Origin of the sequence: Priestia megaterium, assembly GCF_023824195.1 — a bacterium.
GTDB lineage: Bacteria > Bacillota > Bacilli > Bacillales > Bacillaceae_H > Priestia > Priestia megaterium_D.
Window position 1 is genome coordinate 1,989,495 of sequence record NZ_CP085442.1, and the last position, 17,330, is coordinate 2,006,824.

Annotated in this window: 14 protein-coding genes and 1 pseudogene; 13 read left to right on the top strand and 2 right to left on the bottom strand. The window is 35.8% G+C overall.

Translation table 11 applies throughout. The features are described from left to right. The first annotated feature begins 79 nt into the window (after positions 1 to 79). Positions 80 to 2,497 carry a heavy metal translocating P-type ATPase gene (locus LIS78_RS10030; protein ID WP_252285081.1) on the top strand — a complete coding sequence of 806 codons (2,418 nt, stop codon included), beginning with the start codon at positions 80 to 82 and terminating at the stop codon, positions 2,495 to 2,497. A 138-nt stretch (positions 2,498 to 2,635) separates the two neighbouring features. Here the strand turns inward: LIS78_RS10030 and LIS78_RS10035 are convergent, their stop codons facing one another. Further along, complete coding sequence (locus LIS78_RS10035) at positions 2,636 to 3,064, bottom strand: hypothetical protein (RefSeq protein ID WP_209151522.1); 429 nt, start codon at positions 3,062 to 3,064, stop codon at positions 2,636 to 2,638. Between the two features lie 213 nt (positions 3,065 to 3,277). Here LIS78_RS10035 and LIS78_RS10040 point away from each other — a divergent pair, with 213 nt between their 5' ends. The 4 genes from LIS78_RS10040 to LIS78_RS10055 all read left to right on the top strand — a co-directional run bounded on the left by LIS78_RS10040 (position 3,278) and on the right by LIS78_RS10055 (position 6,458). Beyond that, on the top strand, positions 3,278 to 3,835 hold the full coding sequence (locus LIS78_RS10040) for a YdhK family protein (protein ID WP_195780370.1): 558 nt from the start codon (positions 3,278 to 3,280) through the stop codon (positions 3,833 to 3,835). Between the two features lie 383 nt (positions 3,836 to 4,218). Then, a complete protein-coding gene (locus LIS78_RS10045; protein ID WP_097823661.1) occupies positions 4,219 to 5,526 on the top strand; it encodes an MFS transporter in 1,308 nt (435 codons plus the stop codon). 289 nt (positions 5,527 to 5,815) lie between these two features. Continuing rightward, positions 5,816 to 5,995: a hypothetical protein gene (locus LIS78_RS10050; RefSeq protein ID WP_013082801.1), complete on the top strand. Its 180-nt coding sequence runs from the start codon at positions 5,816 to 5,818 to the stop codon at positions 5,993 to 5,995. Between the two features lie 142 nt (positions 5,996 to 6,137). Then, positions 6,138 to 6,458 (top strand): 2Fe-2S iron-sulfur cluster-binding protein, encoded by a 321-nt coding sequence (locus tag LIS78_RS10055; protein ID WP_028408845.1) that lies wholly within the window; start codon positions 6,138 to 6,140, stop codon positions 6,456 to 6,458. Positions 6,459 to 6,681: 223 nt separating this feature from the next. On the opposite strand, the gene LIS78_RS10060 is transcribed toward LIS78_RS10055, so the two are convergent. Continuing rightward, a complete protein-coding gene (locus LIS78_RS10060; RefSeq protein WP_195780369.1) occupies positions 6,682 to 7,248 on the bottom strand; it encodes a peptidoglycan-binding domain-containing protein in 567 nt (188 codons plus the stop codon). 378 nt (positions 7,249 to 7,626) lie between these two features. Between LIS78_RS10060 and LIS78_RS10065 the strand changes: the two genes are divergently transcribed. The 8 genes and pseudogenes from LIS78_RS10065 (at position 7,627) to LIS78_RS10100 (ending at position 17,272) form a co-directional block, all read left to right on the top strand. Next, entirely contained in the window at positions 7,627 to 8,790 is a 1,164-nt protein-coding gene (locus LIS78_RS10065; RefSeq protein ID WP_491723621.1) for a YibE/F family protein, read from the top strand. Continuing rightward, the gene (locus LIS78_RS10070) at positions 8,787 to 9,563 is read left to right on the top strand and encodes a YibE/F family protein (RefSeq protein WP_195780368.1); all 777 of its coding nucleotides are present in this window, start codon (positions 8,787 to 8,789) and stop codon (positions 9,561 to 9,563) included. Before LIS78_RS10065 ends, LIS78_RS10070 begins: the two co-directional genes overlap by 4 nt. Before the next feature lie 374 nt (positions 9,564 to 9,937). Continuing rightward, complete coding sequence (locus tag LIS78_RS10075) at positions 9,938 to 10,288, top strand: ArsR/SmtB family transcription factor (protein ID WP_195780367.1); 351 nt, start codon at positions 9,938 to 9,940, stop codon at positions 10,286 to 10,288. 15 nt (positions 10,289 to 10,303) lie between these two features. Then, complete coding sequence (locus LIS78_RS10080) at positions 10,304 to 11,602, top strand: arsenic transporter (protein WP_252285082.1); 1,299 nt, start codon at positions 10,304 to 10,306, stop codon at positions 11,600 to 11,602. 23 nt (positions 11,603 to 11,625) lie between these two features. Further along, positions 11,626 to 12,048, top strand: a complete 423-nt coding sequence (gene arsC / locus LIS78_RS10085) for an arsenate reductase (thioredoxin) (protein WP_252285083.1) — start codon at positions 11,626 to 11,628, stop codon at positions 12,046 to 12,048. A gap of 208 nt (positions 12,049 to 12,256) precedes the next feature. Next, positions 12,257 to 13,225: pseudogene (locus LIS78_RS10090) on the top strand (DNA topoisomerase); the annotation flags it as partial. Positions 13,226 to 13,701: 476 nt separating this feature from the next. Beyond that, positions 13,702 to 14,682 carry a HamA C-terminal domain-containing protein gene (locus LIS78_RS10095; protein ID WP_252285084.1) on the top strand — a complete coding sequence of 327 codons (981 nt, stop codon included), beginning with the start codon at positions 13,702 to 13,704 and terminating at the stop codon, positions 14,680 to 14,682. Next, the gene (locus tag LIS78_RS10100; RefSeq protein ID WP_252285085.1) at positions 14,675 to 17,272 is read left to right on the top strand and encodes a DEAD/DEAH box helicase; all 2,598 of its coding nucleotides are present in this window, start codon (positions 14,675 to 14,677) and stop codon (positions 17,270 to 17,272) included. Before LIS78_RS10095 ends, LIS78_RS10100 begins: the two co-directional genes overlap by 8 nt. The last annotated feature ends 58 nt before the right edge of the window (positions 17,273 to 17,330 follow it).

Sequence of the window (17,330 nt, forward strand, 5' to 3'; positions counted from 1 at the left end):
TCGCGTGCGAATACCTCCGCACGCTTGATTTAGGAAAAATATATACCCCTTATAGGTATATAACAGGAGGCGAAACGTGATGAGTGACAAACAAAAAGAAGCCACCTTGCAAATTACGGGTATGACATGTGCAGCGTGTTCTAACCGAATTGAAAAAGGATTAAAAAAAATAGAAGGTGTAAAAGAAGCAAACGTGAATTTGGCTTTGGAAAGATCTACTATCATATTTGATCCGGATAAAACAAATCCACAGGCATTTGAAGAAAAAATCGAAAAGCTTGGGTACGGAGTTGTAAGTGAAAAAGCCGAATTTGCTATTACGGGCATGACGTGCGCCGCTTGTTCGACTCGTATTGAAAAAGGATTAAACAAATTAGAAGGCGTGACAAAGGCAAGCGTTAACCTTGCTTTAGAAACGGCTTCTGTTGAATACAGCCCTTCTCAAATAGCTCCGCAAGATATAATGCAGCGAGTTGAAAAGCTTGGATACGGAGCAAAGCTAAAGTCGGAAGAAAAAGAAGAAGAGCAAAGCTACAGAGAAAAAGAACTGAGTAAACAAAAAGGAAAATTTTGGTTTTCGTTTATTTTAAGCGTACCGTTATTATGGGCAATGGTTAGCCATTTTACGTTTACGTCGTTTATTCCTTTACCTCATATGCTGATGAATCCATGGGTTCAGCTCGCTTTAGCTACGCCTGTTCAATTCGTGGTAGGGAAGCAATTTTATGTAGGCGCATTTAAAGCTCTGCGTAACAAAAGCGCCAACATGGATGTTTTAGTAGCACTAGGCACAAGCGCAGCTTATTTCTACAGTCTATACTCTTCTCTTAAATCGCTTGGGTCATCTGCTCATACGGATCAGCTTTACTATGAAACGAGCGCTATATTGATTACGCTTATTCTTTTAGGAAAATTATTTGAAGTAAACGCCAAAGGCCGTTCTTCAGAAGCAATTAAAAAGATGATGGGCTTACAGGCTAAAACGGCCGTTGTAATAAGAGACGGAGCGGAAGTTGAAATTCCAGTGGAAGAAGTGCAAAAAGGCGAAGTTATTTTTATTAAACCTGGTGAAAAAGTACCTGTAGACGGAGAGATTATTGAAGGGCAATCAGCTTTAGATGAGTCTATGCTGACAGGTGAAAGCGTACCGGTAGATAAAAACATTGGAGATAAAGTAATCGGAGCCACACTCAATAAAAATGGTTTTCTAAAAATAAAAGCTACAAACGTTGGCAGAGAGACGGCGCTTGCGCAAATTATTAAAGTAGTAGAAGAAGCGCAGGGGTCTAAAGCGCCTATTCAGCGATTAGCTGACTATATTTCAGGTATATTCGTGCCAATTGTAGTTGGAATTGCTCTTCTTACTTTCTTTGTTTGGTATATTTGGATTGCGCCTGGCGAATTTGCACCGGCTTTAGAAAAGCTTATTGCCGTACTAGTGATCGCATGTCCATGCGCTTTAGGCTTAGCTACTCCAACTTCCATTATGGCGGGGTCGGGCCGCGCAGCAGAATTTGGTATTTTATTCAAAGGCGGCGAGCATTTAGAAGCAACGCATAAAATCGATACGATTCTTTTAGATAAAACGGGAACTGTTACAAATGGAACCCCTGAGTTAACCGATGTACGTATTGCACAAGGCTACGAAGAAAATGAGCTATTACAGTTAGTTGCATCGGCTGAGCGTTTATCGGAGCATCCTCTAGCTCAAGCACTCGTAGCAGGTATAAAAAATAAAGGTATAGAGATTCAAGATCCGTTATCTTTTGAAGCTATTCCAGGGTATGGAGTAAAAGCAACTGTACAAGAGCGAGAGCTGTTAGTGGGAACAAGAAAGCTTATGAACCAGTATAAAGTGAATATTGATACAGCCTTAGAAGAAATGACAAATTTAGAACGAGAAGGAAAAACAGCTATGCTCGTTGCTCTTGACGGAAAATATGCCGGCATGCTTGCTGTTGCAGATACCATTAAAGCGACTTCTAAAGAAGCAGTTTCCACGTTAAAAGAAATGGGCTTAGAAGTGATGATGATTACAGGTGATAATCGTCAAACAGCTCAGGCTATTGCGATGCAAGCGGGTATTGAGCACGTTATAGCAGAAGTGTTGCCAGAAGGCAAAGCAGAAGAAGTGAAAAAGCTTCAGCAGCAAGGTAAAAAAGTCGCAATGGTAGGAGACGGTATTAATGATGCTCCTGCACTTGCGTTAGCTGATATTGGAATGGCCATCGGAACAGGAACGGATGTAGCGATGGAAGCCGCTGATATTACCCTGATGCGAGGAGACTTGATGAGCATTGCAGATGCGATTGAAATGAGTAGAAAAACGATTTCTAATATTAAGCAAAACTTATTCTGGGCAATGGGCTACAACACGCTTGGTATTCCAATTGCAGCAGTTGGGCTGTTAGCCCCTTGGGTCGCTGGAGCTGCGATGGCCTTTAGTTCTGTATCGGTTGTATTAAATGCACTGCGATTGCAGAGAGTGAGGCTATAAGATATGAAAAAGTGGATCGTCTCAGCTATTTTGTACGTGCTCGCAGTCATAGCAGTATATGCTATGTGGGCAATATAAACTAAAAAATATTGGAGTCATCGAGCCACTCTCGGTGAAAGTGATCCAAAAGCAAAACTGCTAAAGAATATTCTTTAGCAGTTTTGTTAGGTACAAGGAATTTTTTTGATTCAATTCATACCCTTTAAGATGAAGGTCTTCTGGATGCTTTTGCTGAGCAATTAACACATCACGTCCATCATCCATAATCCAAATGAAATAATGACGGCTAGAACCATCTCCATAGGTAATGGTCATTTTACAATCGATGCTCCCAGCAGATTCTTCATCTAAGAGAATTTTCATATGCTGTGCCTTTTTTATACTATTGGTGAATGCATTCATATCTTGTTCATCGATAAATGTTTTGAGCGTTTTCATTTTAATGGACGTTACTTCTATCTTTTGTACGCTAGATGAGAGCGTGGAGTGTGCGGAAGCAAAGGGGGCTCCCATCACCAAGCTAACTGCAAGTAAGAGTGAGGACAGAGCAAAGCGTATTTTTAGCATGTTTCTTTCCTCCTTTTATTTTTATACTTTCTCCTTGTGGTAAGTGATTCATACGCAGGTCTTTTTAGGCAAAGGAATTCTTTTTACCAAACTGCTCGTATCTTCACAAAATCTGCACAAAGTCTGGCTACAATAAAGAAAAGGATATCGATCATTTCCATAGATTAGAGAGTTCTTTAACAAAAATTTATAATGTAGAAAAGAGGGACTGTTATGAAAAAACAGCTATTTATTCTTGGTGCATCTGTCATTATTGGACTAAGCGGATGCGGAAACGATTCTAGTCATGAAAAGCCTTCAGCTGACAAAAACGAATCCATGCACGATCACTCAGAAATGAATCACTCTAGTTCAGGAGAGGTTCCAAAAGGATTAAAGCAAGCTGAGAATCCAACATATAAAGTTGGAGATAAAGCCGTTATAAAAGCAGATCATATGAAAGGCATGAACGGGGCTGAAGCAACGATTGTTGGTGCTTACGACACTACGGCCTATACCGTTTCGTATACGCCAAAGACTGGCGGAAAAAAAGTAAAAAATCATAAGTGGGTTATTCAAGAAGAAATAAAAGATGCGGGTAACGAGCAGTTAAAGCCAGGTAGCGAAGTAACGCTTGAAGCAGATCATATGAAAGGTATGAAAGGGGCAAAAGCAACGATTGATTCAGCCGAAAAAACAACGGTGTACATGGTAGACTACACGCCGAGTAACGGCGGAGAGAAAGTGAAAAATCACAAGTGGGTAACCGAAAGTGAACTTTCAACCAAATAGACTGTTAGCGAAAAAAGAGGCTAGTACAAAAGTATTTTAGGTGAAGGAAGATCCGAACGATGAATCGAGATTCTTGATTGAGAATCCAACTCGTTCGGATTTTTTCATTGTTATGGTGAACGCAGGTTTCATGTAGGTGGTGGCTTCTAGCGGTATAACCAGTGATTCATACGATCTCCTTTCCCCTATCTGTTTGTCTGTAGTTTGGATTGATTTAGTTATGACTCAATCTCTTTTTGTTTACTTCTTGTTTTATGTTTTATCATGAGAGATTTCTTGCATGATGGATGAAGAAAACGTATGTTCCTTTCAAAAGAAGTTGTGGTATTAAGTAGAATGCTACGGTAATAAAACGAACAAACTACTGATGAAAGGAGCTAGTTATGAGTGAACATACAGTAAAGCGAACAGGACGCACACGATGGTTCATTTCATCTTTGTTAAGCAGTATGATTATTTTAAATTATTTTGATCGTGTAGCGGTGTCAGTGGCCGCTCCTGCAATACAAGATGCATTTCACTTAACGGGAACAGAGCTCGGAATTGTCTTTTCTATTTATACGTATTCTTATACGATCATGCAAATACCTGCCGGAAGCTTGCTTGATCGATTCGGAGTGGCATGGGTAACAAGAGTTGGTATGGTGATTTGGAGTTTATTAACGATGTCGATGGCTTTTTTGCAAGGAAAACTTCTTCTCTATATCGTCCGGTTTTTAATAGGAATAATGAGTGCTTCAGCATTTCCAGCAGCGTCAAAAGCTACGTCTCTATGGTTTCCTCCAAACGAAAGAAGCTTGCCAAATTCTTTGTTTGATTCAGCGGCCAAATTTTCAAATGTACTTGGCGCGCCTCTTGTAGCGTTTCTCATCACCAAATTTGATTGGCGCACAGCATTTTTATCCATTGGAATTATAAACGTGCTGTTTACGCTGCTGTTTTGGTTTTATTACGAAAAACCGGAAAAGCATAGACGCATATCAGATGATGAGTTGAAGTATATTCAAGAAAATAATCTAAATGCGAACGATGAACAAACATCAAAATTTTTACATACCTTAAAAGTATTATTTACGAATCGAAAAGTTTGGGGGCTAATGATTGGGTTTACAGGCTATGGATATACGTTTAATTTACTGTTAACGTGGCTGCCAACTTTTTTAAAAGAAAAATACGGTATGGATATCATGTCATCGGGTCTGCTTACGGCAGTACCTTGGCTAATTGCTACATTTGCTGGCATTTTAGTTGGCGGTTGGCTTGTTGATTACCTCATAAAAAAGGGATATAACAGTCAAAAAGTATATCGCACGATCATTGTTGTAGGATTATGCTTAGGGTTTGTTTTTTTAGGCTCTATTTTCACCAATAGTGTTGTAGTAGCGATGATTTGTATCTCGATTGGACTGGCAGGTATATCTGCAACGGCACCAATCGGCTGGTCAATTTCTGCTGAAATTGCGCCTGCAGGCTCTATTTCTCTTCTCAGTTCTATTGTTAATTTAGCTAATAATTTGTTTGGTGGAATTATAGCTACAGCTTTAACGGGATATCTTTTGGATAAAACTGGTTCTTTTAATCTAAGCTTTATTGTAGCAGGAATTGTATTGTTGCTAGGCTTAATTTTTTATATTTATGTGCTGGGAGATATTAAACAAATTAAAATTCCAAAAAACCAACGTACGAAGTAAAACCCCATGACTCGTTATGGGGTTTTACTTTTGATTATAAATAACGACCTTGCTCATGCACTTAGTGATGTGAAAAAGTCTAGTCTTCTGATCTGACGCTATTAAAAGGAGAAACAAGGTGAATTTGTTTGAAACATATGATAGGGACTTCTTTTAAAATAGAATTGTTAGTATAGCATGTTCTTAAAAAGGTTAAGATGGTTTTTATGAAGAAATTCTGTGTCTATTTTTGTGATTTCAGCAGAAGTAGATATGAACCGCACTATAAAAAATAGAAAGGCAGAGGAACATGAATCATAAAGAAAGTGAAAACAATACTGAGTTAAATCAAAGTCATTTGTTAAAGGAGCCTCAACGTATAGAATTATCTAAGTATCAAATTTTAAAAGCACTGATACCTGTTATTATACTTGGGATTGTCGTTTTAGTTGCCGTATTACAAAACGATGGTCTTCTTAATTGGATTTAGGCATGTAAAAGGGGCCTGTAACGTACAAACAGACGTCGCAATCAGTAAATGGATTGCAACTTATTTAGGCATGCAATAAAAAGAAACTGCATATAGTATAATTCAAATCGCTTGTACACAGTAGAGGGAAAGAGGGAGATACATGCCAAGAGTAACCGTTTTAGGATACGGAAGTTTTGAAGTGGCAAAAGGAAAAAAGCTTGTCTTGGCACTCGAAGACAACGGTATAAATATTCTTCATCGATGCGGCGGGAAAGCTAAATGCACGACTTGCAGGGTAGAAGTGCTTGAAGGTGAATATTGTGATTTAACACACGCAGAGAAAAATGCATACTCAGAAAGTTCAATTGAAGATCACTTGCGCTTATCATGTCAAATTCGTGTAAATGAAGATATCACCGTTCGACCAATACTAACGGTAGAGAGCTCAGGACGAGAAGCAGGACCTCGACCTGCAGAGTAGTCCTGTAATCGCAAAAAGCAGCGTGTGGAATGTTCAGCATGCTGCTTTTTTCATTTTTATTAAAAAATAACAAGAACAGCTGCGGGGAGAAAAAGCTGTTCTTGTTCAAGTAAAATACCTACGGAATGATTCCTTTAAATTTTAGCATTCTGTAAGAGAAGTAGTAAATCACTCAAAAGAGTGATTATGAAGGCTTTTTTCGAACCGTTATTTGTAAATAGGTTTAATTGGATGCTTCAATCACATCTCCATTTTTGTAAATATGATACCACCCTATGGTACCTGATCCGCCCTGATCCATCCAGTCTTTGTTTTTTGCTACGAATCTGTAGTAAGCTTTATCGTTGTTATCTTTCCGTAAGCGGTCGTCTGTACTGAAGACAATGTTGTCACCGAGTTCTTTTTTACCGAATGTAATAGCTGTGCTGACAGGAAATTGCTTTCTTTCTACCTTGTTCTCATCTAAAGCTGCCCATGTTAAGGGACCAACAATACCATCTGGAGACAAGCTGTGGTCGATTTGAAATTCTTTTACTACGTTTTGTGTTCGCGTACCGAAAATTCCATCAACTGATGTGTTATACTTCACATCTTTTAAGCTTTGCTGTAAGTCTTTTACGTAGCTAGAGTGAGAACCTTTACGAAGCGTAGGCCTCGTTTCTGCTTTAGTTTCAATTTTTTGTGAGTAGGTATCTTTAGCAGCTGTTTCAGTAGTTGGAGTGCTGAATGCTACGCATGTTGTTACAAGCGTGAGAGTAGAAAGCATGACAAGTGTTTTTTTCGTTAACATGAAATAACCTCCTTGTTTGTAGCAACTATTTGTCGCTTTTCATGAGTTTTATAACTAATCAGTAGCTATAAAGTCAATTTATTATAGCGCAGACAGTTTTCTATTTGTTTTTATATTCCTATGATTATATAAGATAGTCATAAAAAACTAGTGAAGTAGATAAATCGTTCTATGTTTTCACTATAATTTCATTTTTCTCTGGTACAGTACGGAATGAAAAAACAGTAGGTTTGAGCGTCTTGTGTACCTGCAGTATGTCTTGCTGTATAACGCTCATAATAAACGAATGAAAAGACTGTAAAGGGGCTTAGATCTCTTTGCAGTCTCTTCATGTTCAAAAGCTCTGCGTTCAATTGATAACCAGAAAGGAAAGTATTTATGTCTACTTTGTATTCTCAGCATATAAGGAACTTTTTTTCAAAAGTAAAGTCCAATAAATCATCACGCAAACAAATCTTTCTCTACATATTAGGAATTTGCTGTTTGTGTATAGCGCTGATTGTAACAAACCACAATTATTCTTTTTATAAAAAACCAATAGCTGAGGTAGTGAAGACGAATGTTGTAGAAAAAAACAAATCTGCTGATTTAAATCATAATAAAGATACCGTGTATTCTCAGGAAATTGTTGCTAAAATCATGAACGGAAAACATAAAGGGAAAATTATCCATTTAGAGAATTCGTACTCATACTCAGGTGCTTATGATCAAAAGTACAATGTAGGGACAGATCTTTTTGTCTCCCTAGAAAAGAATTCAAACCATACTCTAAATGGAACGATTGAAGGAGTAAAAAGGGACAAACAGGTTACCGCTGTTGCGGGTTTATTTGTATTAATTTTGCTGGCTATTGGAAGAAAACAAGGTTTTTATTCAATCATCAGCTTACTTATTAATATTGTCCTTTTAATAGGGGCCCTCAATGTATATTTAGCGCTAGGGAATGTGAGCTTGCTAGCTGTATGTATTGTAGCTGTCGTTCTCTTTACCGTTATTTCTTTATTATTAGTAAGCGGTAATAAGGAAAAAACCCATGTAGCAATTATTTCAACTTTGATAGGTACATTTGTTTCTCTTTTAATTGCGTATGGTGTCATGCAGCTAACAGATTCTAATGGCCTTCATTATGAAGGAATGGAGTTTGTGACGATTCCTCCTCAAAAAATATTTATGAGTGAGGTATTAATAGGATCTTTAGGAGCTGTTATGGATGTCGCGATTACGATTACTTCTTCTGTCTATGAACTATATGAAAAGAATAAAGAGATAGCGCACAAAGACTTACTGAAATCTGGCAAGGAAATTGGCGGAGACATTATGGGAGCGATGACGAATATTTTATTTTTTTCGTATATAAGCGGAACGATCCCAATGGTTCTTCTTTATTTGAAAAATGGCTCTCCTTTAGGATACACGTTTTCGATGAATTTCTCTTTGGAGGTAATCCGTGCTCTTACCGGCAGCATTGGCATTGTTTTAACGATTCCAATTACACTCTATCTTTCGATTCTTTTTATTTTTAGGAAGGGGAACAGAAAGTGAACGTTTTACTATTGCTTGCTCTTATTTTATTTATTCTTATGAGTATTGTGGGCGGGAAAAAAGGAATTAGATCTTTCCTTGCTTTGTTCCTGAATTTTGGCGTTATTTTTCTAACCATTCTCTTTATGCTGTCTATAAAAAATACGATTATTGTTACGTTGATCGCTTGCACAATCATTAGCTGCATCAATTTATTTTACATCAATAAATTCAATCATAAAACGCTTGCTGCGTTTGTTTCAACCATTCTTACCTTGGCCATGTTAGTACTCTTTATTTTTACCATTGAACATCATGCAATGATTCAAGGATTTGGAGAAGAACAGGAAGAAGAAATTAACGCTTTTTCACTTTATGTTGGAATTGACTTTGCTAAAATAGCCATTTGTACAATTATTATGGGGGCCATAGGAGCAATCATTGATATTTCGTTATCTATTTCATCTTCTATGAACGAATTATTTCTTCATAATCCGTCCATAACTAAAAAAAATCTCTTCAATTCTGGTTTAAAAATCGGAAGAGATATTTTGGGCACCACAACCAATACACTGTATTTTGCTTTTGTAGGCGGTTATTTGACTTTAATTATATGGTTTAAGAGATTGTCGTACTCGTTTGGAGATATCATCAATTCAAAAACCTTTTGTGCAGAAGTCATTTCTATTTTAAGCGGAGGTATTGGTGTAGCCATTATTATTCCGATTACTTCTTGGATTAGTGCCTCTGTTTTTTTACAAAAGAGAGAAAAAGCGAAGCGAGTTCTAAAATAAGCCGATTAATTAAAAAGCTACGCCTTAGTTGCTAGTTATAGTCTAACAGTTAAGGTGTAGCTTTTTGTAACAAAGTTTACATGAAAAGACAGCTTAACAAGAATTCGGGAATTTTAAAAGGACATGATAGTATAAAAGGACACTGGCGGGAGCTGTCAATATAACTTTTATGATAAAGATCGAGGATAATTATCCACTATATAAGTTGTATCTAGTAACATAAAGTCCAAGAACCCATCATTAATCGTCCTGTTTAATCCACTTCACTTCTCTAAAAGAGTTGTAAATAATGTAGAAATCAATTATAGTAATGAACGTTAATACATAAGTACATTATTATATATCAATTGAAATGAAGCAGGAGGCGTTCATCGATGAGTACAAAATCTGTAGATAGTATAGAAAAAGCAGCCCAAATTTTAAAGCTGTTAGGAGACAAGACAAGACTTTCGATGCTGAAACTAATAGAGAACAATGAATGCTGTGTATGTGAGTTTGTGGATATCTATCAAGCTAGCCAACCTTCAATTAGTCAGCATTTACGAAAGTTAAGAGATGCTGAACTTGTGAAAGAAAGAAGAAAAGGACAGTGGATTTTTTATTCTCTTAATAAAGAAAGCCAGTACTATGAGTTTGTTCTTAGCATACTTGAATCTGTACCAAGTCAGGACGAGCGTTTAAAAGAGCTAGAAAAACAAGGACTACGTATTAGTTGTTGTGAATAATTGGAGGTTTAAAAAGTGGCATCAGTTATACTAGCATCATTGATTTTTTTAGTAACATTAATTTTTGTTATTTGGCAGCCGAAGAATTTATCAATTGGTTGGTCGGCTTGCGGGGGAGCTATTCTTGCTTTACTGGCAGGCGTTGTTGATTTTCAAGACGTTTTTGAAGTCACTAGTATTGTGTGGAATGCAACTCTTACGTTTATCGCTATTATTATTATTTCTTTAATTTTAGATGAAATTGGTTTCTTTGAATGGGCAGCTCTTCATATGGCCAGAGCTGCAGGTGGGAACGGCGTGCGTATGTTTGTTTACGTGTCTCTTCTTGGAGCTGTTGTAGCAGCGCTATTTGCTAATGACGGAGCAGCCTTGATTTTAACACCTATTGTCTTAGCTATGGTTCGGGCATTAAAGTTCGACGATAAAATGGTTTTTCCGTTTGTTATCGCAAGTGGCTTTATTGCGGATACAACCTCTTTGCCCCTTGTTGTTAGTAACTTAGTCAATATCGTATCGGCCGACTTCTTTGGTATTAGCTTTTCTGAATTTGCATCACGTATGATTGTTCCAGATTTGGTTTCTTTGTTTGCAAGTATTATGGTCTTGTATGTGTATTTCCTTAAGAGGATTCCTAAGAAATACAATGTGGCAGATTTACGGAAGCCGGTAGATGCCATCAAAGATGAAAAAATGTTTCGTTTATCCGGAATTGTCTTAGTTTTGTTAGTACTAGGCTATTTAATTGGAGAATTTTTTAGCGTTCCTGTTTCTATTATCGCAGGCATTATCGCTATCTTGTTTTTAATGATGGCTAAAAAGAGCCGAGCGGTTCATACAAAAAAAGTGTTACAGGGGGCTCCATGGGCGATTGTCTTTTTCTCGATCGGCATGTATGTCGTTGTATACGGCTTGCGTAATGCTGGTTTAACGGAAATTTTGTCTGATGTGATCCAAGCAGCGGCTAGTCATGGACTGTTTGCAGCAACAATTGGTATGGGATTCACTGCCGCTATTCTTTCATCGATTATGAACAATATGCCAACCGTTATGATTGATGCACTAGCAATCGATGCAACACACGCAGCTGGAACAATCAAGGAAGCGTTGATTTATGCAAATGTCATTGGATCGGATTTAGGCCCGAAAATTACTCCGATTGGCTCTTTAGCCACGCTTTTATGGCTTCATGTTCTTTCAACAAAAGGCGTGAAGATTTCGTGGGGAACGTATCTTAAAACAGGTATTATCTTAACTATCCCAACATTATTTATCACGCTTGTTGGATTGTATATTTGGTTACTCATTATTTCATAACATATCAAAAGGAGATTTGACACATGTCTAAAAAAACACTTTATTTCTTATGTACAGGCAATTCTTGTCGTAGTCAAATGGCAGAAGGATGGGCGAAAAAGTACCTTGATAACAATGAATGGGATGTACGCAGTGCCGGTCTTGAAGCACATGGCCTAAACCTTAACGTTGTTAAGGCAATGAAAGAAGCGGGCGTTGACATTTCACACCAAACGTCAGATATCATTGACCCTGCTATTTTAAACAATGCAAATTTAGTGGTTACGTTATGCGGACATGCAGCGGATCATTGTCCAGTAACACCACCTCATGTGAAACGTGAACACTGGGGTTTTGATGACCCGGCAAAAGCTGAAGGAACAGATGAAGAGAAATGGGCCTTCTTCCAACGTGTACGCGATGAAATTGGTGAACGTATTCAACGCTTTGCCGAAACAGGCAAATGATACGTAAAGTCAGATGAGCCGGGAGAATTAGTTCTGGCTTTTTTTAGTGGGAGTATAACAAGAAAGGATATACCTTTAAATTGAACCATGTAACTCTCTCATCAAAACTACTTTTTCCCCATTCATGCTTCAACAGCTCTTTCTATGATAAAATAATAAAACTGACTAAGTTTCACATGGAAATTTGAAATGTAAGGTGATTAAATATATGAAGTTAATTATTGCAGAAAAGCCGGATCAAGGATCGACGCTCGCTTCACAGTTTAAGCCAAAGCGTCACGACGGCTATTTAGAGATTCCACCGAATGAAGTGTTTACAGACGGAGCGTATGTGACGTGGGCAGTGGGGCATTTATGTCAGCTTGTGAGTCCGGAAGATTATAAGCCGGAGTGGAAAAAGTGGTCAATTGACACGCTGCCGATGATTCCAGACCGTTTTCAATATGAAGTGACGCGCTCAAAAGCGAAGCAGTTTCAAGTGGTAAAAAAGCTGCTTAAAAAGCCCACGGTCACAGAAATTATACATGCGGGAGATGCGGGGCGTGAAGGGGAATTAATTGTTCGTAATATCATTCAGCTGTCAGGTGTGCATAAGCCGATGAAACGATTGTGGATTTCTTCTTTAACGCCAAAAGCCATTTATGATGGGTTTCAACAGTTAAAAGACGAAAGCGATACGCGTAACCTTTATTATGAAGCATATACAAGAGCATGTGCAGATTGGGTCGTTGGGATGAATGCTTCACGGGTGTATAGCATTTTGTTAAAAAAGCATGGCATGTCAGATGTTTTTTCAGCAGGACGAGTTCAGACGCCAACTCTTGCTTTGATCGTGAAGCGTGAAAAAGAAATTGATAACTTTAAATCAGAGCCTTTTTGGGAAGTGCTTGCTAAGTTTGATATTGAAGGAAAGAAGTATGAAGGTAAATGGCATCAAGATGGAGAATCGCGTCTTAAAGAAAAAGAAATGGCCTATAAAATTGCTCAGTTTTGCGAAGGAAAAGAAGCGGAAGTTCATGAACTCGTAACGGAGCGAAAAGAGTTCCAGCCGCCGCTATTATTTAACCTATCATCACTTCAAGCAACGGCGAATAAAGCGTTTAAGTTTTCTCCTAAAAAGACGCTTGATGTGCTGCAAGGGCTGTATCAGAAAGGAATTGTTTCTTATCCACGAAGTTTATCTATAAAAAATAGTTGTACATAAATAGTGATAAAGATACAAACTTTGATATTATTGGAATACTAATATGTTAAGTTTGTGTTCATAAATTTAAAGTGTACATAAATAGTTATCTTAGATTCAATCACCAATAAAAATTTAAGCTTCTAATTAACTCCTCTAGTTATATGCCTTCTGTCTGCATTTTTAACCCTAAAACAAATATTGGAATTCTTAAAAAGATATTTTTAAACAAATTATTGTTTTTAGAGCTATATGTTGAGGGCTACTTATCTACTTTTCATATAAAACATAATAAGTAAAAAATATTTAATTCTTTTTGCTTATTTAATGTTAATTTATTGTATAATTAGTATATAAAAGAAATAGTTCTAAAATCACACTCTTGCAAGTTATCTTCTTTATAAAAATCAGAATAGTCAATTATTTTTAAGCTTTATATTGTTACTATAACTTTTTAAAGGGGAAAGATAATGTCTTCAATTGAAAATTTACTAAGGGATAAAATGGGTGAAAGGTCAGGAAAGTACCCTAATTTAGAAACTAGATTAAAACAAATTAACTACTCGTGGGAGCACAATCATATTGAGCTAGAAGGGTACTTTTATTATTTAACATTTAAAGATAGAAACCCTACTATAGATGAGTTTGTACAGCTAATGTATGATCGCATTGCTGACTTTTGCTTGCCTGAAAGAATAAAAAAGGAATATATGGAGAAATTCCTAGAGAAAATGGATGAAAGACATATATACGCTATGAGAGATGAAGCCTGTGATTTGTTTATTAAGGCTAAAGAACAACAAAAGAAAACTGGAGAGCCAGGAGAATTAGCTTTGTTTCTTTTACTAGAATTAGGATTACATGCACCCCAAATTGCTTCAAAAATGTTTTTGAAAACTAATGTAAACATGCCTGTTCATGGATCAGATGGAGTTCATGCAAGGTTTAACAATAACACTGGATTTTTAAATTTGATTTGGGGAGAATCTAAGCTATACCAACAATTGCCTAGTGCTTTAGATGAAATTTGTTCTTCAATTTCAAATTTTATTAATCATGAACAGGATGGATCTATTCCAAAAGAAAGAGACATTAAAATCATTAAAGGGCATCTATCTATTGATGATGAGGATTTGAAAAAGGTATTATTAAAATATTTTGATCCGTATGAAGATGAAAGTAATGAGATAGAAGAATACTTCGCTTGTTTTGTTGGATTTAACTATTCTTTTCTGCGAAACACTCAACGTTTTACAAGAGAAGAAATAGTGCAGAAATTCGAAGAGCAATATCTTCAGAGAATCAAAACAGCTTGTGATTTATTTAAAGAGAAAATAGAGAATCAAGGGATTAAACATTTAAAATTTATATTCTTTTTATTGCCTTTTAAAGATGTTTCAGAAGTTCGTACGAAATTTTATAGAAAGTTAAAGGGTGGTTTTGATGAATAAAGAGCTCTCTGATAAAATTTGGAAAAAGGAAGAATTTATAAAAGATTATGAGTTACTTTTGTCAGAAGGGTTCAAAAAATCTTTTTCTTTATTTAAAGAAGATTCACAGTTATCTTTGCTGTCTTTAAAGCGTTTATTGGAAAGTGCAACGATATTTTCAACTACAGAAGAGAAAGAGTATAAAGAAGCAGCCTATAAAATAGCAATTAATTCATTATTATTATTTAAAGATAATCTTGAAAATTTACATGAATTAATAGAATTTATAATGTTAAGGTTGGGGAATTTTCCTGCAATTGATTTAATGAGCAAAAAAGGGTTAAAAAGCGATGCTCATGATAAAACCTTGCCTTTTCTTTCTGTTGTAGAGTCCATTCAAAAAACACAAGAAAATACCTTGCAAATAAAAGATAATAGTTTTAAATTAACTGATTTCCAAAAAGAATTATGGGGATATTTAGGGTTAGGTCTAACAGTTTCTTTAAGTGCGCCTACTTCAGCAGGGAAGTCTTTTATCTTACAAAATTTTATTATGGATAAACTAATTACTAATAATAGATTTAATGCTATTTATGTAGTCCCTTCTAGAGCTCTGATTACACAAGTTTCTAATACATTAATGAAATCCATGAAAGATAATAATTTAACCAATGTTTCAATAAGTACCGTTCCAAACATTTCAAAAGATAATCATTATGAAAAAGAAGTTTATGTATTGACCCAAGAGAGATTACAGATTTTGCTAAAAGATCATCCGGAAAAAGTTTTTGATCTTGTAATCGTGGATGAATCTCAGTTAATATCGGATGATGATAGAGGGGTTATTTTACAATTTGTATTAGAAAATTTATTAAATATCCATAAAGAGACTCAAATAATTTTTGCTTCTCCTCTTACAGAAAATCCACAGTTATTACCTAAAATTTTCGGGATTGAAAAGTTTAAAAGCATTAAGGAAGAAGAAAGTTCTGTTTCACAAAATTTAATATTTTTAAACGTAGAGAATAATCAAATACAATTAGAAACGCAAATCAATCAAAACAAGGTATTACTTGGAACAGAAACACTAAGCTTTAATGATAGAGAAGCGTCCTTGCTGTCAAAGATAGCAGTTCAATTTGGAATGGGGCATAATAATTTAGTTTACGCTGGTGGACAAGCAAAAAGTGAATTAATCGCAAAAGAAATTTCGAATTTGTTGACAGAAGAAACTGAAGATGAAACAATCTTACATTTTATTGATTTTATAAAAGATTATATCCATGAAGAATACGAACTGGTTCACTCATTAAAGAAAGGGGTAGCCTTTCATTACGGAAATATCCCTGCAATAATTAGATCAACAATAGAAGATTTATATAGTCAAGGTAAACTAAAGTATTTAGTTAGCACCAGCACTCTCCTACATGGAATTAATTTACCAATACAAAATTTATTTTTAGAAAACCCAACAAAAGGTTCTAAAAATACCTCTGAAGGAAGAAAGGACATTCCCATAGCCCCTTTAGAGTTTTGGAATTTAGCTGGAAGGGCAGGGAGGATGGGAATAGACTTTCAGGGGAATGTTTTTATTATAAATATAAAGGATTGGATAGAGAATCCTTTGAACAATCAATTAGATAAAAATGTTGAAATAAAGCCAGCATTTCAGAGACATTTGGTTGAAGATAGTAGTCAACTAATTTCTTTTATAAAAGATAAAGGTCATACTTCAGGTAACCCGGATTCTCAAGGTCTTGAAACAACCTTCGTTAAACTTTATACACATTTTTTGAGTGATACTTTAAATCAAACTTTTGATAACTTAGATTCCCCAGTTAGCGAAACTGTAAGGAATGATATAAGTAGTGCTCTTAAAGAAATGTATAAAGAACTTGAGATTCCGGGTTCGCTAGTGAGAAACAATATCTCTATTTCACCGTATAGGCAAGAACAAATGTTACAATACTTAATAAAAAAAATAGACAAAGAAGGTCCTACAAAATTTATTCCGTTGCATCCTTTAAGAGACTGGAAAGAGGTTTATGATAACTACCTTTGGACGTTCAAAAGAATTCATACAAATCTTCAAAAGATACCTGGTAAAGATCGTTCTCATTTTTACTTTGCTCCTTTAGCTATTAGGTGGATGAGGGGAGAATCATTTTCTGGACTAATCCAAGATGCCTATGATTTTAAAAATAAAAACATGAAAGGAACCCCAAATATATCTACAGTAATTAGAGAAGTAATGTCTAATATAGAAAAACAGTTAAGATTTCGATATGTAAAATATTTTAGTTGCTATTTAGATATCTTAAAATTTGCATTAGATCAAACAGGTAACTCATCATGGAAGGAGAATATCCCTAATATTTCATTATATTTAGAGTTGGGCGCTAGTTCTAGGACTATGATTAGCTTTATGGAATTAGGCTTGTCTAGGGCTACAGCAAGTATATTAACGATAGTAGTAAAGAACAATAATTTAAATACTGAAGATGTAAAGAAGTGGTTATCTAAAGTTGATTTAGAGAAATTGTCACTTCCACTTGTTTGCAAAGAAGAGATAATTAATTTGTTTATATATAATAAACTAACGCGACCTTAAATAAAGCGTATTTCAAATAGTTCATTTCATAGTTCTATCAAGTACTTTTGTTTGTTAC

What these genes read in the sequence shown, in the direction of transcription:
- LIS78_RS10035 (WP_209151522.1), bottom strand. Translation starts at nt 3,064, where the DNA reads ATGCTAAAAATACGCTTTGCTCTGTCCTCACTCTTACTTGCAGTTAGC.
- LIS78_RS10050 (WP_013082801.1), top strand. Translation starts at nt 5,816, where the DNA reads ATGAATCATAAAGAAAGTGAAAACAATACTGAGTTAAATCAAAGTCAT.
- LIS78_RS10055 (WP_028408845.1), top strand. Translation starts at nt 6,138, where the DNA reads ATGCCAAGAGTAACCGTTTTAGGATACGGAAGTTTTGAAGTGGCAAAA.
- LIS78_RS10095 (WP_252285084.1), top strand. Translation starts at nt 13,702, where the DNA reads ATGTCTTCAATTGAAAATTTACTAAGGGATAAAATGGGTGAAAGGTCA.
- LIS78_RS10100 (WP_252285085.1), top strand. Translation starts at nt 14,675, where the DNA reads ATGAATAAAGAGCTCTCTGATAAAATTTGGAAAAAGGAAGAATTTATA.
- LIS78_RS10045 (WP_097823661.1), top strand. Translation starts at nt 4,219, where the DNA reads ATGAGTGAACATACAGTAAAGCGAACAGGACGCACACGATGGTTCATT.
- LIS78_RS10040 (WP_195780370.1), top strand. Translation starts at nt 3,278, where the DNA reads ATGAAAAAACAGCTATTTATTCTTGGTGCATCTGTCATTATTGGACTA.
- LIS78_RS10060 (WP_195780369.1), bottom strand. Translation starts at nt 7,248, where the DNA reads ATGTTAACGAAAAAAACACTTGTCATGCTTTCTACTCTCACGCTTGTA.
- LIS78_RS10075 (WP_195780367.1), top strand. Translation starts at nt 9,938, where the DNA reads ATGAGTACAAAATCTGTAGATAGTATAGAAAAAGCAGCCCAAATTTTA.
- LIS78_RS10030 (WP_252285081.1), top strand. Translation starts at nt 80, where the DNA reads ATGAGTGACAAACAAAAAGAAGCCACCTTGCAAATTACGGGTATGACA.
- LIS78_RS10065 (WP_491723621.1), top strand. Translation starts at nt 7,627, where the DNA reads ATGTCTACTTTGTATTCTCAGCATATAAGGAACTTTTTTTCAAAAGTA.
- arsC (WP_252285083.1), top strand. Translation starts at nt 11,626, where the DNA reads ATGTCTAAAAAAACACTTTATTTCTTATGTACAGGCAATTCTTGTCGT.